Raw genomic sequence first — 20,622 nt, 5'->3', positions numbered from 1 at the left:
CCGGCGGGGTCGGCTCGCCCGGATTCGCGTCGAATGGGGTGATTCGTGCCCGGAATCGTTGCTATTCCGGGGCGCGTCACCGATTGCCGACCGTGCAGGTCGTGGCTACTTTCTTAAGTGAAGTTCACACAGACCAGCGGCTCGACATGAGCTCGACACGAGTAGGTGACTTGCGTGGCCCTTCCCCCACTGACTCCGGAACAGCGTGCGGCGGCCCTCGAGAAGGCGGCCGAGGCACGACGCGTTCGCGCGGAGATCAAGAACCGGTTGAAGTACTCCCAGGGCTCGCTGAAGGACGTGATCGCCCAGGGGCAGTCGGACGACGTCGTCGGCAAGCTCAAGGTGGTCTCGTTGCTGGAGTCCTTGCCGGGTGTCGGTAAGGTGAAGGCCCGGGCGATCATGGAAGAGATCGGGATCGCCGAGACACGTCGCGTCCGCGGCCTCGGGCCGCACCAGCAGGAAGCGCTCATCGAGAGGTTTGGCTGACATTTCCGCTCCACCCGCCGGGCGCCCGGCACCGCACCACACCCCGACGCGCCTGACGGTGCTCGCCGGCCCCACCGCCGTGGGCAAGGGCACGGTCTCGGCGGACATCCGCGCCCGCTACCCGCAGGTCTGGCTGTCCGTCTCCGCGACGACCCGCGCCCCGCGGCCGGGCGAGGTGCACGGGGTGCACTACCTGTTCGTCACGCCCGAGGAGTTCGACCGGATGGTCACCGCGGGCGAGATGCTCGAGTCGGCGGTGGTGCACGGCCGCAACCGCTACGGCACGCCACGCGGGCCCGTCGCCGAGCACCTGGCCCGGGGCGTGCCGACGCTGCTGGAGATCGACCTGCAGGGTGCACGCCAGGTGCGCGAGGCCGTGCGCACGATGGGCCTCGACGCCCAGTTCGTCTTCCTGGCGCCGCCGAGCTTCGACGAGCTCGTCCGGCGCCTCGTGGGGCGCGGCACGGAGGACGCGGAGGAGCGTGCGCGCCGTCTGGCCACCGCCGAGGTGGAGATGGCGGCGGAACCCGAGTTCGACGTGACGATCGTCAACGACGACGTCACCCGCGCCACCGACGAGCTCGCCCGCGTCATGGGCGTGACGTCCGCGACACCGCAGGTGGCGGGCTGACGCCGCCCGCTCGTGTGCGCGTAGAATGACCCGTTGAACCCCGACACCTTTCTTGTGGAGAGTGACCCATGGCCGGAACCGTGGCCCAGCCCATCGGCATCACCGACCCGCCCATCGACGAGCTGCTCGAGCGCACCGACTCCAAGTACGGCCTGGTGCTCTACGCGGCCCAGCGTGCGCGGCAGATCAACGCCTACTACTCGCAGCTGAACGAGGGCCTGCTGGAGAACGTCGGCCCGCTGGTCGAGACGCGCAACCAGGAGAAGCCGCTCTCGATCGCGATGCGCGAGATCAACCAGGGCCTGCTCGAGTCCAAGCCGGCCGAGGAGAAGCCCGCCGCCCCCGCGGAGCCGGTCATCGACTTCGGCGACGCCGGCACCGACGTGGTCGACGGCGCCGTGACGTTCGGCGACGAGCCGACCCTCTGACCCGGCGCGACGCCGGATGAGGATCCTTCTCGGCGTCAGCGGGGGCATCGCCGCGTACAAGGCGGTGCTGCTGCTGCGGCTGCTGCGTGAGCAGGGGCACGCCGTGCGTGTGCTGCCGACCGCCTCGGCGCTGCGGTTCGTCGGGGCGCCGACGTTCGAGGCGCTGTCCGGCGAGCCGGTCACCTCGGAGGTCTTCGAGGACGTGCCCCAGGTGCCGCACGTGGCGCTGGGACAGGGCGCGGACCTCGTCGTGGTGGCGCCCGCCACCGCGGACCTGATGGCGCGGGCCGCGGCCGGGCGGGCGGACGACCTGCTCACCTCGGCGCTGCTCACGGCGCGCTGTCCCGTGGTGATGGCGCCGGCCATGCACACCGAGATGTGGGAGCACCCCGCGACGCGGGCGAACGTGGCGACCCTGCGCGCCCGGGGCGTGGTGGTGCTCGACCCCGACGCCGGGCGCCTCACCGGCGCGGACACCGGTCCGGGGCGGCTTCCCGACCCCGAGGACATCGCGCGGGCCGCGCTGGCGGTCGCCGCGGGCGATGCCGGGCGCGAGGAGCGGGCGGACCGGGGCGACCTGGCCGGTCGGTCGGTGGTCGTGTCCGCCGGCGGTACCCGCGAGCCGCTCGACCCGGTGCGGTTCCTCGGCAACCGGTCCAGCGGCCGCCAGGGCGTGGCCCTGGCGGAGGCGGCGCGGGCCCGTGGTGCGCGGGTGCGGCTCGTGGCCGCGAACCTCGACACGGACGCCGTCGCGGGCTGCCAGGCCGCGGGCGTCGAGGTGGTCGGCGTGGAGACCACCGCGCAGCTGCGTGAGGCGGTGCGCGCGGCGGCCGTCGACGCGGACGCCGTGGTCATGGCCGCGGCCGTGTCCGACTTCCGGCCCGTGACGGCGGCGGGGGCCAAGATCAAGAAGACCCCGGGGTCCGGTCCGGCGCCCATCGAGCTGGTGGAGAACCCGGACGTCCTGGCCGAGCTCGCCCGGGACCGGCTCCGCCCGGGGCAGGTCGTCGTGGGCTTCGCGGCCGAGACGGGCGACGCGGACGGCAGCGTGCTCGAGCACGGGCGGGCGAAGGCCCGGCGCAAGGGCGCTGACCTGCTCGCCGTGAACGCCGTCGGGCACGGCCGTGGGTTCGCCGTAGACACCAACGAGGTCACGGTCCTGGACGCGCGGGGCGAGACGGTCGCCGAGGCGGCCGGCACGAAGCGCGAGGTCGCGGACGCCGTGTGGACCGCCGTGACCACCCTCATGTCCGACATGTGAGATCATCTCATGATGTGGGCCACGTCTGGTGGCCGAGGGGCCGTCGGGGGCGGAGCGGGCCCGTAGGCTGTCGTGCATGACCGATGCACTGCGCCTGTTCACGTCCGAGTCCGTGACGGAGGGCCACCCCGACAAGGTGTGCGACCAGATCTCCGACACGATCCTGGACGCGCTGCTGGCCCAGGACCCGCGGTCGCGGGTGGCGGTCGAGACCCTCGTGACCACCGGCCTCGTGCACGTCGCCGGCGAGGTCACCACCGAGGCCTACGTCGAGATCCCGCAGCTGGTGCGCGACGTCGTGCGCCGCATCGGCTACACGTCCTCCGCCATCGGCTTCGACGGCGACTCGTGCGGCGTGTCCGTCTCCATCGGGCAGCAGTCGCCCGACATCGCCCAGGGCGTCGACAAGGCCCTCGAGCTGCGCGACGACGCCGGCGACATGGACCCCCTCGACGCGCAGGGCGCCGGCGACCAGGGCCTAATGTTCGGTTACGCCAGCGACGAGACCCCCACCCTCATGCCCTTGCCGATCTGGACGGCGCACCGGCTCGCCGAGCGCCTCGCGTCCGTGCGCCGCACCGGCGAGGTCACCGGGCTGCGCCCCGACGGCAAGACGCAGGTCACCATCGGCTACGACGGCGACCGCCCCGTGCGCGTCGACACCGTCGTCCTGTCCACCCAGCACGACGCCGACGTCACGCAGGAGAAGCTCGGCCGCGAGATGGCCGAGCAGGTCATCGGCCCCGTGCTGGCGCAGGTGGGCGAGCAGGTCGGCCTCGACACCGCCGGCGCCCGGCTCATCGTCAACCCCACAGGCAAGTTCGTCGTCGGCGGCCCCCAGGGCGACGCGGGGCTCACCGGGCGCAAGATCATCGTCGACACCTACGGGGGCATGGCCCGCCACGGCGGCGGCGCGTTCTCCGGCAAGGACCCCTCCAAGGTGGACCGCTCCGCCGCGTACGCGACCCGCTGGGTGGCGAAGAACGTCGTCGCCGCCGGGCTGGCGCGGCGCTGCGAGGTGCAGGTCGCCTACGCCATCGGCAAGGCCCACCCCGTCGGCCTGTACGTGGAGACGTTCGGCACCGCGCAGGTCGACCCCGCCCGCATCGAGACCGCCATCCGGGACGTGTTCGACCTGCGTCCCGCCGCGATCATCCGCGAACTGGACCTGCTGCGTCCCGTGTACGCCAAGACCGCCGCGTACGGGCACTTCGGGCGCGAGCTGCCGGAGTTCACCTGGGAGCGGACGGACCGGGTCGACGCTCTGCGTTCTGCCGTCTGAGCTCTTGGGGTCGCGTCTCTCGGGTTGGTACCGCCGAGGGGCACGACGTCGTCACCCTCGGCTCGTGCATCGGCTCACGGTCGGAGCGATTCTCGGCGTCGACGTAGCGCTGACTGTCACCACCCCGCGGGGTCATGACAGTCACCGCTACGTCGATCCGGTCCCGGGTGTGACGACTGTCCGGGGGACATGCTGAGATAGGCCGGTGAGCGACCTTCCCGAGCCCGAGCAGCCCGCGCTGCTCGGGCTCGACGACGTCCCGGCGCCGTCGAGCGGGGGCAGAGCGGGCAAGGGGCGGGGGCGGCGCAAGGCCGCGCTGGGGGCGAAGGAGATCGCCGACGAGCTGCCCGTGGCCCGGGTGGTGCTCGACCTGCAGCCCGCGCACCTGGACCGCGAGTACGACTACCTCGTGCCCGCCGACGTCGCCGCCGACGCCGTGCCCGGGGTGCGGGTGCGGGCCCGGTTCGGGCCGCAGGAGGTCGGCGGGTACGTGGTGGCGCGGGCCGAGTCGTCCGCGCACACGGGCCGCCTGGTGCCGCTGCGCCGCGTCGTGTCCGGGGACCCGGTGCTCTCCGAACCGGTGCTGCGCCTGGCGCGCGCCGTCGCCGACCGGTACGCGGGCACCCTCGCCGACGTCCTGCGCCTCGCCGTCCCGCCCCGGCACGCCCGCGTGGAGAAGGAGGTGCTGGCCGCCCTCGCCGACCGCCGTGACGACACCGGCGACACCGGCGACACCGCGGGCCCTGCCGGTTTCGGCACGGAGGGTTCCGCCGGCTCCGGCGAGGGGAGCGACGTGGCGGACGAGGGCCGGGATGCCAGCGGTGCCGCGCCCGCACCCCCGCCGGTGGTCCCGCCCGGCGGGGGAGACGACGGCGCCGCGCCCTGGGCGCCGTACCGGGGCGGAGAGGCCTTCTGCCGGCATCTGACGGCCGGGGAGGCGCCTCGGGCGGTCTGGACCCCCCTGCCCGGCCTGGAGGCGCCCCAGGGGGCGCAGGACGGCCGTCACGGCGGTCGTCCGGGCGACGATCCGGGCGCCGGCCCTCGCGCGGATCCCGGTACCCGGCCCGGCGCCGGGGAGCCGATGGCGACGCGTCCCCACTGGACGGTCGCGGTCGCGCACGCCGTGCGGGCCACGCTCGCGGGCGGGCGGCGGGCCCTCGTCGTCGTGCCCGACGCCCGCGACGCCGAACGGGTGTGCGACGCCCTGCGCGGCGCCGGCCTCGACGACGACCAGGTGGCACGCCTCCTCGCCGACGACGGCCCCGCGCCGCGGTACCGGGCCTTCCTGCGGGCCCGGCACGGCCTGGCCGACGTCGTCGTCGGCACCCGCGCCGCCATGTTCGCGCCCGTGCCCGACCTCGGCCTCGTCGTGCTGTGGGGCGACGGCGAGGACACCCTCGCCGAGCCGCACGCCCCCTACCCGCAGGCGCGGGAGGTCCTCGCGCTGCGCAGCGACCTGGAGCGCGCCGCCTACCTGCTCGCCTCGCCGGGGCGCACCGTGCAGGCGCAGGCACTGCTGGCTGCCGGGTGGGCGCGGGAGATCGCCGCCCCGCGCGACGTGCTGCGCGCCCGCGCCCCCCGCGTGCGCGCCCTGACCTCCGTGGAGCTCGCCGCCGAAGGACCCGGCGCCGCCGCCCGCCTGCCGTCCGCGGCCTGGCGGGCCGCGCGCGACGCCCTCGCCCGCGGTCCCGTGCTCGTGCAGGTCCCGCGCACCGGCTACCTGCCCGTCGTCGCCTGCGGCCGCTGCCGCACCGCCGCCCGCTGCACCGCCTGCCACGGCCCCCTCGGGCTGCGCGGGCGGGCCTCCGCCCCCCAGTGCTCCTGGTGCGGGCGCCTCGCCGGCGGCTGGCGGTGCGACGAGTGCGGCGACACCCGCCTGCGCGCCGTGCGCGTCGGCTCCGACCGCACGGCCGAGGAGCTCGGCCGCGCCTTCCCCGGCACCCCCGTGCGGGTGTCGGCCTCGACCGCGCCCGGCGGCGTCCTGGACCGTGTCGGCGCCGGCCCCGCGCTCGTCGTCGCGACCCCCGGTGCCGAACCCGTCGCCGACGGCGGGTACGCTGTCACCCTGCTGCTCGACGCCGCCGTCTCCACCGCCTCCACGGGCCTGGCCGCCTCCACCGAGGCGCTGCACCGGTGGCTCGCCGCCGCCGCTCTCACCCGTCCCGCCCCCGACGGCGGGCAGGTGCTGCTCGTCGGCGACGCCGCCCCCGCACCGACCGGGGCCCTCGTCCGCTTCGACGCCCCCGGCCTCGCGGACCGCGAGCTGGCCGAGCGCCGCGAGCTCGCGCTGCCGCCGGCCGTGCGCGTCGCCGCCGTCACCGGGGACCGCGGCCCCGTCGAGGCGGTCGTCGGCCGGGTGGAGCTCGCCACGGGGGAGGCCGTCCTCGGCCCCGTGGAGCTGCCCGGGGACGACGGCCCCGGGGGCGCGGCCGGGACCCTCGAACCACGCGTCCGCGTCGTGCTGCGGGTTCCGCTCGCGCGCGGGCACGAGCTGTCCGCGCAGCTGCGCGCCTCCCTCGCCGTCCGCTCCGCCCGCCGCGAGGGTGGCACCGTGCGCGTGCACGTCGACCCCAAGGAGATGCTCTGACATGACCGCCGCCGACAGGACCTCCGACGGGGCTTCCGGCAGCGCCGTCGACACCGTCGTCTACGACTTCGGCAACGTCCTCGTGCGGTGGGACCCGTACGGCGCCTTCGGTGACCGCGACCGCGCCGAGGTGGACGCGTGGATGGCCGAGATCGACTTCCCCGCCTTCAACCGCGCCCAGGACGCCGGGCGCACCTGGGCCCAGGCCCGGGAGGCGCTCGCGGGCCGCCCCCACCTGCGCACACTGATGGACGAGTACGTCGCGAACTTCCCCGGCACGCTCACCGGGCCGGTCCCGGGATCCGCGGCGCTCGTGGACGAGCTGCGGGCGGCGGGCCTGCGCCTGCTGGGTCTGACCAACTGGTCCGCCGAGCTGTTCGAGCACGCCGCCACCGCGGCCCCCGCGACGGCCCGTATGGACGGCGTCGTCGTCTCCGGCCGGGTGGGCCTGGCCAAGCCCGACCCGGAGATCTTCCGCCACCTCGAACGGGTGTTCGACGTGGACGTGCGGCGCGCCGTGTTCGTCGACGACAGCCCGGCGAACGTCGCCGCCGCCCGCGACCTCGGGTTCCACGCCGTCCACTTCACGGACACCGATACCTTCCGGGCCGCTCTGCGCGACCTGGGCGTGCCCGTCCGCCCGGCAGGCCCGGGCCCGCGGTGACGGCGAGGGCGTCCCGTAACGCCCGCTGCCGCGCGGCGAGCGCGACGTCCGATTCCTGCCAGCAGAGGCACCCGCGGCGCACCAGCATGGGTGCATGACCAGGTACACCGCGCTCCCCATCGACTCGACCGCCCTCGCCCAGCTGCGCGTGGTCGACGACGCCGGGCAGCCCTGCGCCCCGTACACCACGACCCGTGACGACGCCGGCTCCCCGCTGCGCTGCTGCCTGCGCCCCGCCCGACCCGGCGACCGGATCGCCCTCGTCTCGTACGCCCCGTTGCGCCGCTGGGCCGCCGAGACCGGTGCGCGGCCGGGCGCGTACGACGAACAGGGCCCCGTCTTCGTCCACGCCGACGACTGCGCAGGGTTCGTGCCCGGCGTGACCTACCCCTTCGACCGGCCCGGCGCCCTGCGGACCCTGCGTCGCTACGACGCCAGAGGTCACATCGCCGGTGGGCGCCTCCTTGAGGTCCCCGCGGACGCCGCTGCCGGGTTCGACGAGGCGCTCAACGACGCGTTCGCCGACCCCGGCGTGGTGCTCGTGCACGTGCGAGCGCTGGAGCACGGGTGCTTCCACTTCGAGGTCCGACGGCCCGCCGGCGCGGCGCGGTAGGGCATGGTCGCCGCGCGAGGGCCGCCTTCGACGGCCGGTCCGGCCTCCGGGATCGAACGCCGGTTCGACGGGCGGCGGGGAGAAGGTCGGCACACCTGGGGTCGGCGTCCACCCGACTAGGATCGTGTGGTGCGTCTGCTCTTCGCCGGAACCCCTGAACCCGCCGTCCCGTCCCTGCACGCCCTGCTGCGCTCGTCCCACGAGGTCGCCGCCGTCCTGACGCGCGCGGACGCCCCCGCCGGGCGAGGCCGCCGCCTCGTGCCCAGCCCCGTGTGCGTCGCCGCCGAGGAGGCCGGTATCCCCGTCCTCACGGACCGCCCCCGCGGCGAGGAGTTCCTGCGCACCCTGCGCGACCTGGAGGTCGACGCCGCCCCCGTCGTCGCCTACGGCCACCTCCTGCGCCCCGACGTCCTCGCCGTGCCCCGGCTCGGCTGGGTCAACCTGCACTTCTCCGTCCTGCCCGCCTGGCGCGGCGCCGCCCCCGTGCAGCACGCCCTCCTCGCCGGCGACCAGGTCACCGGCGCCACCACCTTCCTCCTCGACGAGGGCATGGACACCGGGCCCGTGCTCGGCACCGCCACCGAGACAGTCCGCCCCCGCGACACCTCAGGCGACCTGCTCGCACGACTCGCCACCAGCGGCGCCGAGCTCCTCGTCGCCACCCTCGATGCCCTCGAGGCCGGCGCCCTACAGCCGCAGGCCCAGCCCGCCGACGGCGTCAGCGTCGCCCCCAAGATCACCACCGACGACGCCCGCGTACGGTGGGACGACCCGGCGCTCGCGGTCGACCGCCGCGTCCGCGCCGTCACCCCCGCACCCGGCGCCTGGACCACCCTGCCCGACGGGTCGCGCCTCGGCCTCGGGCCCGTCACCCCCCGCCCCGACGCCCTGCCCGACGGCGACACCCTCGCCCCCGGACAGGTCCGCGCCGGCAAGAAGGAGGTGCTCGTCGGCACCGCCACCGGCCCCGTCGCCCTCGGCGACGTGCGCCCCGTCGGCAAGAAGGCCATGCCCGCGCCCGACTGGGCCCGCGGAGCCGGTCGCGCCCTCCTGGCCGACGGCGACCTCGTGCTCGGGGACGCCCGATGAGCGGCCGCGACGACCACCGCAGGGACGGCCGGCACGACGACCGCAGGGACGCCCGCGGCCGCCAGCGGGGCGCCGCCCGCACCCGCGGCGACCGCCACCGCAGCAACCAGGCCCCCTCGCAGCGCAGCCGCCGCACCGACCCCGCCCGCGCCGTCGCGTACGACGTCATGCGCGAGGTCGACGCCTCCGACGCCTACGCCAACCTCGTCCTGCCGCCCCTGCTGCGCGAGCGGCGCCTCACCGGACGCGACGCCGCCTTCGCCACCGAGCTCACCTACGGCACCCTGCGCCTGCGCGGCCGCTACGACGCGATCCTCGCCCACCGCGTCAGCCGCCCCCTCGACCAGCTCGACCCCGAGATCCTCGACGTGCTGCGCCTCGGCACCCACCAGCTCCTCGGCATGCGCGTGCCCCCGCACGCCGCCGTCTCCGAGACCGTCGCCCTGACCCGCGACCGCGTCGGCGCCGGACCCGCCCAGATGGTCAACGCCGTCCTGCGCGCCGTCGGCCGCACCAGCCTCGACGACTGGCTCGAGCAGCTGCGCGACGACGCCCCCGACGAGCTGCACGCCCTCGCCACCAGCCGCTCCCACCCGCTGTGGATCACCCGCGCCCTGCGCGAGGCCCTCGCCGGCGCCGGCCGCGACCCCGACGAGACCGCCGCCCTGCTCGACGCCGACAACACCGCCCCCCGCGTCACCCTCGTCGCCCGCCCCGGCCTCGCCGACCCCGACACCCTGCGCGACGAGGCCGACCAGGCCGACCTGCGCCTCGAACCCGGACGCTGGGCACCCACCGCCCTCGTCATGGCGGGAGGCAGCGACCCCGCCGCCCTGCCCGCCGTCGCCGACGCCCGCGCCGGCGTCCAGGACGAGGGCTCCCAGCTCGTCACCCTGGCCCTGGCCGCCGCACCCCTCGACGGCCCCGACGACACCGACCGCCGATGGCTCGACCTGTGCGCCGGCCCCGGCGGCAAGTCGGCCCTCCTCGCGGCGCTCGCGGCCGCCCGTGGCGCGCGGCTCGTCGCCAACGAGGTGCAGCCGCACCGGGCGCGCCTCGTCTCCCGCGCCCTGCGCGCCGCACCCGACGGCGTCGTCGAGCAGGTCCGCACCGGCGACGGCCGCGACGTCGGCGCCGACGAGCCCGGCGCCTTCGACCGCGTGCTCGTCGACGCCCCCTGCACCGGCCTCGGCGCCCTGCGCAGGCGCCCCGAGTCGCGGTGGCGGCGCACCCCCGCCGACCTCGGGGTGCTCACCCGCCTGCAGGGCGAGCTGCTGGACTCCGCCCTCGACGCCGTCCGCCCCTGGGGAGTCGTCGCCTACGTCACCTGCTCGCCCCACCAGGCCGAGACCCGCCTCGTCGTCGACGACGTCCTGCGGCGCCGCGACGACGCCGAGCGGATCGACGCGCGCGCCGCCGTCCGCTCCGTCCTGGTCCCCGACGCCGACATCGACCTCGGGCCCGACGACGGAGGAGCGGGCGGCCTCGACGTGCAGCTCTGGCCCCACGTCCACGGCACCGACGCGATGCACCTCACCCTCATGCGCCGCACCCGCTGAGCCGTACCCGTCCAGCCAGGGCGCGACGCGGGCCGCTACTCTCGTCCCCGAGAGCCCACACCCAGACCGCCCGAGTCCAGGAGGTCGACCGGGTGACCGTGTCCCTCGGCGGTGTGCCGCCCGCTCTCGTCCTGATCGGCCTCGGCGTGCTCGTCGTCTTCCTGCCCCTCGCCCTGTTCACCGTCGGACGCCGCGTCATCGAGGCGCTGCACGACCGAGGCGGGCGCGCCTCCCGCGTGCTCACCGCCGTCTCCGACTGGTTCTCCTTCTCCACGCCCCCGGCGTCCGAGGGGCGCACTCACCGGAGGCCCGGCATTCACCAGGTGCGACGCCGGATCGTCCTCGACAGCATCGTCGTCACCGTCCGTCGCACCTGCGACGCATACCGGGCGCTGGGCCTCGACACGCTCGACGAGCGACTCCCGCCCGCACGATTCGCCGCGACGGTGGGCAGGCGAAGCGACACGCGCGATCTCCTGCGCACCCTCCAGGCCGAGCTGCGTGAGCTGTCCACCTACGAGACAGGCACTGCGGCTCTCAGACTCCCGCACCAGCCGACGTACGACGAGCTCCTCAGGCTCCGCACGACCCTCACGAGGCTGCACCAGCAGCCCGGCTGAGGCACGACGGCGTCCGTTGCGCAGTGTGATGTCAGGATCTTCTTGCACATTCCACAGTGTCGGGATAACCTGACTACGACGAAGTCGGAATATCCTGACCAAGGAGCCCGGATGGACGAGCAGAACTCCACCACCCGCTGGGCCCGCGTCCGCAGTGCACGCGACATCGGCCGCTTCATGAGACAGGCCCGCCGACGCCGGGGAACGAGCCAGGCGGCGCTCGCGGACGAGCTCGGCCTGACGCGGCAGTACGTGTCGGAGGTCGAGTCCGGCGTCGACAACCTGTACATCACCCGCCTGTTCGAGATGTTCGACGAGCTCGGGATCGACGTCCGGCTCGCCGAGAGGGGGACCGGTGGCGGCGACGACGACTGATGCCTGGCTGTACGGGAGCCGCATCGCGCGGTTCGCCACGACCCGCACCTCGCGCGGGCTGCCGCGCGTGAGCCTCGAGTGGGACTCCGGCGCCGCCGACCGCTGGGGCTACGGCTCACGGATCCTGTCGCACCTGCTGCCGATCGACGACGACGCACCCACGCCGGCGGCGCGCGTCACCGCCTGGCTCGACGGCCTCATGCCGGAGGGCCGCGTGCGCGAGACCATGGCGATGGAGGCCGGCGTCGACCCGGACGACCCGGTCGCGTTCTTCGGCGCGTACGGCGGGGACACGGTCGGCGCGCTCGCGTTCGTGGCGCCCGGCAGCACCCCGTCCCGGTCGCACCGGTCGGCCGTGCGCCTCGACGACACCGGTGTGGGCCGGCTGCTCACCGAGAGCCTCGCCCGTGCGGGCGGGCACGGCCGCAGCACGCACCTCACCAGCTCGCTGCCGGGCATGGAGCCGAAGATCGGCCTCGTGCGCGACGGCGGGGCCTGGTGGCGGGCAGGGCCGACCGACGCGACCACGCACATCCTCAAGGTCGCGCGGGCCGCCGGGTCGCCCACGGCCGACCTCGTGGACACGGAGGCGGCGGCGATCGACCTCGCCCGCCGGGTCGGGCTGACATCGATCGATGCCACCGTCGAGACGTTCGACGGCGTGCGCTGCATCGTCGTCTCCCGCTACGACCGCGTGCCCGACGACGACGAGCCGGGCGGGCTGCGCCGCGTGCACCAGGAGGACGCCGCGCAGGCGCTCGGCATCAACACCCGCGACCCGGAGCGCAAGTTCCAGCACGGCCGGGCCCTGCCCTCCCTGGCCCGGATCGCGCGCGTGCTGCGCGACGACGGGGCACGCCCGGACCCGCTGCTCGCCCTGACGACGTTCAACCTCGCCGTCGGCAACACCGACGCCCACGCGAAGAACGTGTCGATGCTGCGCCGCGCCGACGGCACGGTCGCGCTCGCGCCCGCCTACGACGTCGCCATGCACCTGCACCACGACCACGCCTCGCGGGTGTTCGCGATGGACGTCGCGGGGGAGCGGGACATGGACCGCATCGACGCCCCGGCCCTCGTCGCCGAGGGGGAGTCCTGGGGCCTGCCCGGACGCCGCGCCCGTCGCGTCGTCGCGCAGACCCTCGACGCGATGCGGACGGCGCTCGACGAGGTCGACCGCGGTGCGCACCCGGGCGTGCGGGCCGGTGCCTGGCGCACCGTCACCGAGCGTACCGACGCGCTGCGGCGCGGGCTCGTGCCCTGACGAGCGAACGTATTGCTCATGCGCTTAAGTGCTCCACGAGCCTTGAGTGACTTGAGGGAGGGTTTTCCTCGCTCAAGTGCAACTCAAGCGCTACGGTCGTGGACATCACGACGACGTGATCGTGACGGCCGCCCACCCGGTGGCCCACGCGACCGAGGAGGAACACCGATGTCCCACGACCGTGAGCACCGCCGCCGGACGACGGCCCTGGCCGCCGTCACCGCGACCCTGACCGCCGCGGTGGCCCTGGCTCCCGCCGCCGGCGCGACCGCCGAGGAACCCGTCGACGTCGAGCGCGTCGCCTACGTCGAGGTCAACTCGAACGACCTGCGCAACGTCGCGGACTACCGCCTCGAGGGCACCGGCGAGCCGGCCTTCGACACTGCCGTCATCTTCGCCGCGAACATCAACCACGACGGCGAGTCGGCCTACCTGCACCTCAACGACCGCGTCACCTGGACGCTCGAGAACGCCGACACGCAGATCCGCCCGCTGCAGGAGCAGGGCACCGACGTGCTGCTGTCGATCCTGGGCAACCACGACAGCGCCGGTCTGGCCAACTTCGAGACGTACGCCGAGGCCGACGCCTTCGCGGCCCAGCTCGCGGACGTCGTCGAGCGGTACGACCTGGACGGCATCGACTTCGACGACGAGTACTCCGACTACAGCTCCCGCCCGGCGAACGACTACTCGTTCCTCTACCTCGCCAAGGCGCTGCGCGAGCGGCTCGGCCCGGACAAGCTCATCACCTTCTACGCCATCGGCCCGGCGTACGCCACGACCGAGTACGACGGCCTGCGGCTCGGCGACTACGTCGACTACGCCTGGAACCCCTGGTACGGCACCTTCGACCCGCCGACGGTCGCCGGCCTCGGCAAGGGCGAGCTGAGCCCGGCCGCCATCGACCTGTCGCGCACGTCGCTGGGCACCGCTGTCGCGCTGACCGAGCGCACCGTCGCCGAGGACTACGGCGCGCTCATCACCTACAACCTCACCGCCACGAACCAGGAGGCGTATCTCTCCGAGATCACCCGGCGCCTGACCGGACACGACACGGTGCACGTCTCGTCCGAGGGCTCGGCGCCCACCTCCACCGGGGAGGCGGCCACCGGCGGCATCCCGGCGATGCGCTGACGACGACGCGCTGACACCGACGCGCGGCCCGGTGCCGCATCCTGCCGATGCGGCACCGGGCCGCGCGGTTTCCTCCGGCGGGGATGACGCGCCGGTCGGCTCAGTCCAGCGCGAACAGCTCGACCTGGCGGAGTGTCACGGCGCGCCGGGCGCCGACGCGGACGGCGACCACGGGCACCGGGTGCGCGAGCCGGAACGGCGTCGTCCGGTCGCCCGCGAGCCGTTCGTCGTGGGACGTGGCGACGCGACGCCAGGTGCGGCCGTCCACGCTCGTCTCCCACACCAGGTCCGTGGAGTCGAGCTCGACGGGGCTCGTGACGGCGACGTCCGTGACCCGGACGGGCTCCGGCCAGCGCCACCCGACCCACTCGCCGGCACGCAGCGCGACGTCCGTGCCGGAGCGGCCGTCGTCGGCGAGGCACGCGGGTGCGGCGACGTCGTCGTGGGCGACCAGCTCCGCGCTGTCGGTAAGTTCGGGGTGCCAGGGGAGCGCGGCGATGGTCGGCCAGAGATCTGCGGCGGGCGCCTCGGCGAGGTCGAGCTCCACGTCCACGTCGCCCGCGAGGTCCTCCGGCGTCAGGACGGCCTCGGCGCGCCCGGTGCCGTTCACCCGCACGCCGGCGAGCACGTCCGACGCGGGTGTCTCGCGCCGGGTGCGCACGCGGACACGGCCGTGCGCGGTGCGCACCGTGACGTCGTCGTACAGGGGCACGCCGACCAGCAGCCGCCCGGACGCGAGCTCCAGCGGGTACAGGCCGAGTGCGGCCCACAGCCACCAGGCGCTCATCTCGCCGTTGTCCTCGTCGCCGGGGAAGCCCTGCCCGATCATCGCGCCGGCGAAGAGCCGCCCGGCCAGGTCGCGCGTCACCTGCCCGGCGCGCCACGGCCGGTCGCTGTGGACGTACATGGCCGGGATGTGATGGGCGGGCTGGTTGGAGACGGCGCACATGCCAGACCGCAGGGCGCGAGCCTCGCGCTGCTCGTGGATGACGGTTCCGTAGCTCCCGGCGAAGGCTGGGTCGGCGGTCTCCGGTTGCGCGAACAGCCGGTCGAGGTGGTCGCCCAGGGCCGCGCGCCCGCCGAACAGGCCGGCCAGCCCCGCACCGTCGTGGACCGCCCCGACCGACAACCCCCACGCGTTGGTCTCGACGTAGTCGCCGCCCCAGACGCGCGGGTCGAAGTCCCCGGGAGCGAACCTGCCGGCGTCGTCCCGCCCGCGCAGGAACCCGGTGCGCGCGTCGAACAGGCCGCGGTACGCGCGGGAGCGGTTGCCGAGGTACCGCGCGAACGCGTCGTAACGGGCCGCGGCGGCGGGACCGGCGTCGTCGGCGAGCCGGTCGGCCATGCGGGCGAGCGCGGCGTCGCTGACGGCGTTCTCCACCGACCAGCTCAGTCCCTCCGGCACCGACGACGCGATGTAGCCCGTGAACCGGCCGCGCGCCAGGCCCTTGCGCCCCCGGAGGGCGTCGGGTGCGGGGCGGCAGGCGTTCTCGACGCCGCTCTCGAACGCCTCGGCGGCACCGAACGGCACGCCCCACCGCTCGGCGTCGGCCACGATCTGATCGCTGGACGTTCCGACCATCGAGTCGACGTAGCCGGGGGCGCTCCACCGGGCCATGAAACCGCCGCCGCGGTACTGGCCGAGGAGGCCGTCGAGCAGCGACCCGGTGCTCTCGCGGTCGAGGAGGGCCAGCAGCGGCCACACCGTGCGGTAGGTGTCCCAGTAGCCGTTGTTCACGGTGAGCCGGCCGTCGCGGACCGGTGCGCCCGTCGCGCGGTCGCCGTGCGGCCCCGCGGGCACCATCGGGTCGGCGTACCGCCATGCCGGCCGTGCGGCGGTGCCGGCGTTCTCCTCGGCCCGGTTGGGGTACAGGTGCAGCCGGTACAGCGCGGATGCGATGCGCGCCCGGTGCTCGGCGTCGGCGAGCCCCCGGTACGGGCGCTCGGCCTCGGGCAGCTCTGGGATGGTGACCCGGCCGCACACGTCGTCCCACGCGCGCCGCGACGCGTCGCGCAGCGCGTCGAACCCGACGGTTCCCGGCGCCTCCGCCTCGAGGGAACGCCAGGCCTGGTCGATCGACAGGAACGAGATCGCGACCCGCACCTCGACGCTCGTGTCGCCGCCGACATGACCGGTCACGGCGGGCCGCGGTGCGCCCGGGACGGCGCCCCAGGCGCGCGCCCCGCCCACGACGCGGCCGGCGACGTAGGTGCGCGGGGCGTTGCCCCAGGCGGGGTCGCCCTCGGGAACCCAGCCCTCGAACCCGCCGTCGGCGGTGAACCACAGCGCGCCGTCGTCGGTGAGCTGGTCGAGGACGAAACCGATCCCGGCGCCGGGAGCGCGCGAGCCCACGCGGAAGGCGCCGACGCGGTCGGTGGTGGTCATCTCCACCGACAGGCCGTCGCCCAGCTCGGCGCTCCACCCGTGCGGGCGCGCGCGCTCCGTGCCCGGGACGATCCATCGCCGCCGCTCCTCGCGGCCGGCGCGTGGACCCCCGAGGTACGGCATGAGCTGCAGCACCCCGCGGTCGCCGATCCACGGGCTCGGCTGGTGCGAGAACTGCAGCGCCTCGAGCCGCCGCCCGGCGGCGTCGTCGTGCACGAACGGGCGGTAGGGCCAGCGTGCGTCCGAGGCATCCGTCGCCGGGACCAGGAACGTGAATCCGTGAGGGACCGCGACGGCCGGGACGGTGTTGCCGCGGGAGAACCGCGGGCCGGAGTGCGTGCCGCGCCGCGTGTCGACGCGCTCGGCGGGCGGGAGGTCGCGGGACGCCGGGCGGCGTCGCAGACGGACCTCGACGAATCCGGTCACCTGGGTCGTGACGTGCGCCACCGACGCGTCGCCCAGCACCACCTCGAGCGTGCCCCGCCGCCCGGCCACGGGGGCGAGTCCGACGCTGTCGGCGTTCCACTGCTCGGGCATGCTCCAGCGGGCCGCGAACTGGGCCTCCGCGGTCAGCGGCACGTCGTACCGGTCACGTACCGGCTCCACGTCGCTCAGGCGGGAGCCGTCGTCGAGCCGGACGTCGACGGCGACCGCCAGCGACGCGTACGGCGCGGTGACGGCGTGGGCGTCGTCGGCGTAGAAGGCCCAGTCGAGCACGTCGTCGGGCCCGAGCGGGACGTCGGCGAAGCCCGGCAGATCGAGGCGCGCCACGCCGTCCGACGGGTGGAAGCGGTAGGCGAACACGGTGCCGCGCAGCACGCCTGCGCGGGGCGCCGACGACGGCGGGTCGGCCGGCCCGGCCGCCGGCCGGATCAGTGCCCTCACCCCTTGACCGCTCCTTCGGCGACACCACGGAAGAAGAACCGCTGCAGGGACGAGAACAGGACGACGATCGGCACGAGCGCGATCATCGTGCCCGCGGCGATGAGCCGCGGGTCGGCCTGGAAGTTGCCGTTGAGGTAGGCCATGCCCACCGTCAGCGTGTACTTCGACGGGTCGTTGAGGACGATGAGCGGCCACAGGAAGTCGTCCCACGCCCCGATGAACGCGAAGATCGCGACCACCGACGCCATGCCCTTGACGTTGGGCCACACGATGTGCCGGATGCGCTGCCAGGTCGTGGCGCCGTCGACGATCGCCGCGTCCAGCACCTCGTGGGGGATCATCCGGCACGCCGTCGCGATGAGCAGCACGTTCATCGCGCCGATCGCTCCGGGGAGATACACCCCGACGAGGGAGTCGGCCAGGCCGAGGTTGCGGATGGTCAGGAAGTTGCTCGTCACCGTCACCTCGCCCGGCAGGAGCATCGTCGACAGCAGGACGCCCATCACGACGATCTTGCCGCGGAAGCGCATGGCCCCGAGCGCGTAGCCGGCGAACACCGACAGCACGACGTTGCTCAGCACGGTCGCGACGGAGACGAGGAGCGAGTGCCAGGCGTAGCGGTACACCGGGATGAAGTCCGTGACCCGGACGTAGTTCTCCGCGGTCGGGTCGGTGGGCACGATCGCGGGCGGGAACGAGTAGATGTCGTCGAGCGGGCCCTTGAACGACGTCGACAGCTGCCACACGAGCGGGCCCACGACGATGACGGTCACGAACGCCAGCAGGCCGTAGCGAGTGACGAGCCCCGGGAGGCTCGGCTTCGTGAAGTCGCCCGACCCCTTGCGCCGGTAGAGGGGCTCGCGGTGGCGCCGCCGGCCGGCCTGCTGGGGCCGGCGGCCCGGTGGGGTGGCCGGCGACTGCGTGGACGGGGCGAGGTCGGTGGTGGTCATGCCGCGGCTCCCGAGGTCTTCCGCTCGCGATTCATGAACGCGATGGCGCCGAGGGGCACCAGGGTGAGCAGGAACAGGGCGACGCTGAGCGTCGACGCGTAGCCGATGTCGCCGTTGAGGCCCTGGCCCACCTGGCGGATCAGCATGACGAGCGACAGGCTCTGCCCGCCGGGGCCGCCCGTGCCGTTGGAGAGGACCTCCAGCTCGGTGAACACGCGCATGGCGGCGACGGCGACGAGCACGGAGATGAGCAGCATCGCCGTGCGCACGCCCGGGATGGTCACGGACCGGAAGCGGCGGACCGCGCCCGCGCCGTCGAGCATGGCGGCCTCGTGGAGCTCGCGGCCGACGTTACCGAGCGCCGCGAGGTAGACGACCATGTAGTAGCCGAGTCCCTTCCACACCGTCAGCAGGATGGCGACGAACAGCAGCCCCCAACGGTCGACGAGGAACGGGAACGGGGAGTCGATGACCCCCAGCCACTCGAGCGCCTGGTTGACGACGCCGCGCGAGTCGAAGAGCCATGTCCAGATGAGGGCCACCACGACGACGGAGGCGATGACCGGGAAGTAGAACGTGGTGCGGAAGAACGTGATGCCGGGGAGGGTCTTCTCCACCAGGAGCGCCAGCAGCAGCGGCAGGACCGTCAGCAGCGGGACGCACACCACCACGTAGACGAGGCTGGTGGTCAGCGCGTAGCCGAACAGGTCGTCGTCGGCCATGCGGCGATAGTTGTCGAGGCCGACGAACGCGCCGGGGCTCAGGGGGCGGGCGTCGGTGAAGCTCAGCCCGACCGTGTTGAGGAACGGCCACAGCGCGAACACCACCACCCAGACGACGGCGGGCGCCACGAGGAGCCAGGGCGTGAACCAGCGGTGCGATCTCATGTCGTCCCTTCCGTCGTCCGGGCGATGGTGCGCGTCACGGCGTCGTCACTGCTCGATCCGGTTGGCGTTCGCGTACTCGACGGCCTTGTCGAGGGCCTCCTGGCCGCTCAGGTCGCCCTTGATCGCGAGGGCCAGCTGCTGGTCCATGAAGGTCTTCATCGCGTCCGTCCACTGGAACGGAGTGAGGATGCGGGCGTCGGTCATCGCCTCCGAGACGATCTCCATGGCCTGCTTCTGCAGCGGGTCGTCGACCGACGCGCTGAGCGCCTCGGCGTCCGCGCTGCCGTCCACCGTGCCGGGCATGAATCCGAGCGCGAGCTGCACGAACTCGACCTGGTTCTCGGTGTTGGTGACGAACTCCGCGAAGGCGAGCGCGGCGGCCTTGTTGTCCGAGTCGTTGGACACGTTGATGCCCTGGACGAACAGCGGGGCCGCGCCGATGCGGGCCTCCGGCACGACGGACTCGCGGATCGTGGGGGCGTCGCTGGCGAGGTCGCCGGCGAACCCGGAGCCCGCCGTCGTGTAGGCGACCTTGCCCTGCTTGAACATGTCGGCGTTGCCGCCGTAGTCGCCCGTGAGGGCCTCCGGCGGGAGCGCGCCGGCGGCGTAGGCCTCGGCGTAGTCGTCGACGATGGCGGCGGCCTCGGGCGTGTTGAAGACGAATTCGCCCTGGTCGTCGAGGATCTCGATGTCGTTCGAGGCGAACTGGTCGATCGTCGGCATGGCGCTGAGCAACGGCATGCGGCCGTCGGAGGCCTTGCCCATCTCGACGGCGAGTGCGAGGAAGTCCTCGTCGGTGGTGGGTAGGTCGTCGGTGGAGAAGCCGTACTTCTCGAGCGCGGAGCCGTTCCACCAGCCGAGGTCGGTGCCGAGGTACCACGGCAGGCCGAAGACGCCCTCGACGCCTGGGTACGTGTACGCCTCCCAGGCTCCCGGGACGTACGTCTCGGCCAGCGTCGGGTCGGCGGCGTCGAGGTCGATGAGCTTGCCGGCCGTGACGAGCGGGTAGGCGATGTCGGGCGGCAGGTTCAGCACGTCGGGCAGGGTGCCCGAGTTGGCCTGGCTGAGGATCTTGTCCTGGTAGCCGTCGCCGGGCTGGTCGAGCCACTCGACGGTGACGTCCGGGTGCTCGGACTCGAACCGGTCGATGAGGTCTTCGAAGTACGGCGTGAACGTCTCGTTCTTCAGCGACCACGTCTGGAACGAGACGGTGCCGCTGAGCTCGCCGGTGGTGTCGATGTCCTCCTGGCCGGTGGCTCCGGCGCCGCCGGCCGTCCCGGTGCAGCCCGCCAGGGCGGCGGCTGCCAGGAGACCCGTGGCAGCGGTGGTGATGCGGGTGCTGTGCTTCATCGTTGTCCTTCTTCCTCGAAGTAGACAAAGGCAGCCGAGTGGGTCGAGCCGATGTCTCGGCGACGTACTGCAGCGCTTGAGTTGCGATCAAAGCATCGCCGGAGATCGCGTGTCAAGAACGCGGCGTTTGCGGGACCGGCTCATCCGCTTGAGGGGTTGTGGCAGGCCGGC

18 protein-coding genes are annotated in these 20,622 nt (G+C 74.2%); 14 read left to right on the top strand and 4 right to left on the bottom strand.

Translation table 11 applies throughout. The features are described from left to right. Nucleotides 1-174: 174 nt before the first annotated feature. The 14 genes from mihF (at nucleotide 175) to EYB28_RS11095 (ending at nucleotide 13,993) form a co-directional block, all read left to right on the top strand. On the top strand, nucleotides 175-486 hold the full coding sequence (gene mihF / locus EYB28_RS11160; protein ID WP_166847768.1) for an integration host factor, actinobacterial type: 312 nt from the start codon (nucleotides 175-177) through the stop codon (nucleotides 484-486). Beyond that, nucleotides 479-1,117, top strand: a complete 639-nt coding sequence (gene gmk, locus EYB28_RS11155) for a guanylate kinase (RefSeq protein WP_166847765.1) — start codon at nucleotides 479-481, stop codon at nucleotides 1,115-1,117. Before mihF ends, gmk begins: the two co-directional genes overlap by 8 nt. A gap of 68 nt (nucleotides 1,118-1,185) precedes the next feature. Beyond that, entirely contained in the window at nucleotides 1,186-1,545 is a 360-nt protein-coding gene (rpoZ, locus tag EYB28_RS11150) for a DNA-directed RNA polymerase subunit omega (RefSeq protein ID WP_240930509.1), read from the top strand. 16 nt (nucleotides 1,546-1,561) lie between these two features. Then, nucleotides 1,562-2,806, top strand: coding sequence for a bifunctional phosphopantothenoylcysteine decarboxylase/phosphopantothenate--cysteine ligase CoaBC (gene coaBC, locus EYB28_RS11145; RefSeq protein WP_166847762.1), 1,245 nt, complete (start codon nucleotides 1,562-1,564; stop codon nucleotides 2,804-2,806). Between the two features lie 76 nt (nucleotides 2,807-2,882). Beyond that, nucleotides 2,883-4,088, top strand: coding sequence for a methionine adenosyltransferase (metK, locus tag EYB28_RS11140; RefSeq protein WP_166847757.1), 1,206 nt, complete (start codon nucleotides 2,883-2,885; stop codon nucleotides 4,086-4,088). Between the two features lie 205 nt (nucleotides 4,089-4,293). Further along, complete coding sequence (locus tag EYB28_RS11135; protein ID WP_166847755.1) at nucleotides 4,294-6,675, top strand: primosomal protein N'; 2,382 nt, start codon at nucleotides 4,294-4,296, stop codon at nucleotides 6,673-6,675. Between the two features lies 1 nt (nucleotide 6,676). After that, nucleotides 6,677-7,339 (top strand): HAD family phosphatase, encoded by a 663-nt coding sequence (locus tag EYB28_RS11130; RefSeq protein ID WP_166847753.1) that lies wholly within the window; start codon nucleotides 6,677-6,679, stop codon nucleotides 7,337-7,339. Between the two features lie 94 nt (nucleotides 7,340-7,433). Continuing rightward, nucleotides 7,434-7,952 carry a DUF1203 domain-containing protein gene (locus tag EYB28_RS11125; protein ID WP_166847752.1) on the top strand — a complete coding sequence of 173 codons (519 nt, stop codon included), beginning with the start codon at nucleotides 7,434-7,436 and terminating at the stop codon, nucleotides 7,950-7,952. A 129-nt stretch (nucleotides 7,953-8,081) separates the two neighbouring features. After that, nucleotides 8,082-9,041 (top strand): methionyl-tRNA formyltransferase, encoded by a 960-nt coding sequence (fmt, locus tag EYB28_RS11120; RefSeq protein WP_166847750.1) that lies wholly within the window; start codon nucleotides 8,082-8,084, stop codon nucleotides 9,039-9,041. Further along, on the top strand, nucleotides 9,038-10,600 hold the full coding sequence (locus EYB28_RS11115) for an RsmB/NOP family class I SAM-dependent RNA methyltransferase (protein WP_166847749.1): 1,563 nt from the start codon (nucleotides 9,038-9,040) through the stop codon (nucleotides 10,598-10,600). Before fmt ends, EYB28_RS11115 begins: the two co-directional genes overlap by 4 nt. A gap of 92 nt (nucleotides 10,601-10,692) precedes the next feature. Beyond that, nucleotides 10,693-11,220 (top strand): hypothetical protein, encoded by a 528-nt coding sequence (locus tag EYB28_RS11110; protein ID WP_166847748.1) that lies wholly within the window; start codon nucleotides 10,693-10,695, stop codon nucleotides 11,218-11,220. 111 nt (nucleotides 11,221-11,331) lie between these two features. Next, the gene (locus EYB28_RS11105; RefSeq protein WP_166847746.1) at nucleotides 11,332-11,595 is read left to right on the top strand and encodes a helix-turn-helix transcriptional regulator; all 264 of its coding nucleotides are present in this window, start codon (nucleotides 11,332-11,334) and stop codon (nucleotides 11,593-11,595) included. Beyond that, on the top strand, nucleotides 11,576-12,859 hold the full coding sequence (locus tag EYB28_RS11100) for a HipA domain-containing protein (protein ID WP_166847745.1): 1,284 nt from the start codon (nucleotides 11,576-11,578) through the stop codon (nucleotides 12,857-12,859). Before EYB28_RS11105 ends, EYB28_RS11100 begins: the two co-directional genes overlap by 20 nt. Before the next feature lie 168 nt (nucleotides 12,860-13,027). Beyond that, entirely contained in the window at nucleotides 13,028-13,993 is a 966-nt protein-coding gene (locus tag EYB28_RS11095; RefSeq protein ID WP_166847744.1) for an endo-beta-N-acetylglucosaminidase H, read from the top strand. A gap of 100 nt (nucleotides 13,994-14,093) precedes the next feature. Here EYB28_RS11095 and EYB28_RS11090 read toward each other — a convergent pair whose 3' ends face one another. Genes EYB28_RS11090 through EYB28_RS11075 form a run of 4 tightly spaced genes read right to left on the bottom strand, consistent with a single transcriptional unit; the run spans nucleotide 14,094 to nucleotide 20,451 of the window. Next, the gene (locus EYB28_RS11090) at nucleotides 14,094-17,264 is read right to left on the bottom strand and encodes a glycoside hydrolase domain-containing protein (RefSeq protein ID WP_205710893.1); all 3,171 of its coding nucleotides are present in this window, start codon (nucleotides 17,262-17,264) and stop codon (nucleotides 14,094-14,096) included. Further along, nucleotides 17,261-18,214, bottom strand: a complete 954-nt coding sequence (locus EYB28_RS11085) for a carbohydrate ABC transporter permease (protein WP_166847741.1) — start codon at nucleotides 18,212-18,214, stop codon at nucleotides 17,261-17,263. The genes EYB28_RS11090 and EYB28_RS11085 overlap by 4 nt, the downstream gene beginning before the upstream one ends. Continuing rightward, on the bottom strand, nucleotides 18,211-19,101 hold the full coding sequence (locus EYB28_RS11080; protein ID WP_166847739.1) for a carbohydrate ABC transporter permease: 891 nt from the start codon (nucleotides 19,099-19,101) through the stop codon (nucleotides 18,211-18,213). The genes EYB28_RS11085 and EYB28_RS11080 overlap by 4 nt, the downstream gene beginning before the upstream one ends. A 45-nt stretch (nucleotides 19,102-19,146) precedes the next feature. Further along, the gene (locus tag EYB28_RS11075; protein WP_166847736.1) at nucleotides 19,147-20,451 is read right to left on the bottom strand and encodes an ABC transporter substrate-binding protein; all 1,305 of its coding nucleotides are present in this window, start codon (nucleotides 20,449-20,451) and stop codon (nucleotides 19,147-19,149) included. Nucleotides 20,452-20,622: the final 171 nt, after the last annotated feature.

This window comes from Isoptericola sp. BMS4 (assembly GCF_011634835.1).
In the GTDB taxonomy this organism is placed as follows: Bacteria; Actinomycetota; Actinomycetes; order Actinomycetales; family Cellulomonadaceae; genus Isoptericola.
The sequence above is the reverse complement of the archived record's forward strand: the minus strand, read 5'-3'. Positions and strand labels throughout refer to the sequence as shown.

Coding starts and splice junctions, on each gene's coding strand:
- rpoZ (WP_240930509.1), top strand. CDS start 1,186: ATGGCCGGAACCGTGGCCCAGCCCATCGGCATCACCGACCCGCCCATC.
- coaBC (WP_166847762.1), top strand. CDS start 1,562: ATGAGGATCCTTCTCGGCGTCAGCGGGGGCATCGCCGCGTACAAGGCG.
- metK (WP_166847757.1), top strand. CDS start 2,883: ATGACCGATGCACTGCGCCTGTTCACGTCCGAGTCCGTGACGGAGGGC.
- EYB28_RS11130 (WP_166847753.1), top strand. CDS start 6,677: ATGACCGCCGCCGACAGGACCTCCGACGGGGCTTCCGGCAGCGCCGTC.
- EYB28_RS11125 (WP_166847752.1), top strand. CDS start 7,434: ATGACCAGGTACACCGCGCTCCCCATCGACTCGACCGCCCTCGCCCAG.
- EYB28_RS11115 (WP_166847749.1), top strand. CDS start 9,038: ATGAGCGGCCGCGACGACCACCGCAGGGACGGCCGGCACGACGACCGC.
- EYB28_RS11105 (WP_166847746.1), top strand. CDS start 11,332: ATGGACGAGCAGAACTCCACCACCCGCTGGGCCCGCGTCCGCAGTGCA.
- EYB28_RS11095 (WP_166847744.1), top strand. CDS start 13,028: ATGTCCCACGACCGTGAGCACCGCCGCCGGACGACGGCCCTGGCCGCC.
- EYB28_RS11085 (WP_166847741.1), bottom strand. CDS start 18,214: ATGACCACCACCGACCTCGCCCCGTCCACGCAGTCGCCGGCCACCCCA.
- EYB28_RS11080 (WP_166847739.1), bottom strand. CDS start 19,101: ATGAGATCGCACCGCTGGTTCACGCCCTGGCTCCTCGTGGCGCCCGCC.
- EYB28_RS11075 (WP_166847736.1), bottom strand. CDS start 20,451: ATGAAGCACAGCACCCGCATCACCACCGCTGCCACGGGTCTCCTGGCA.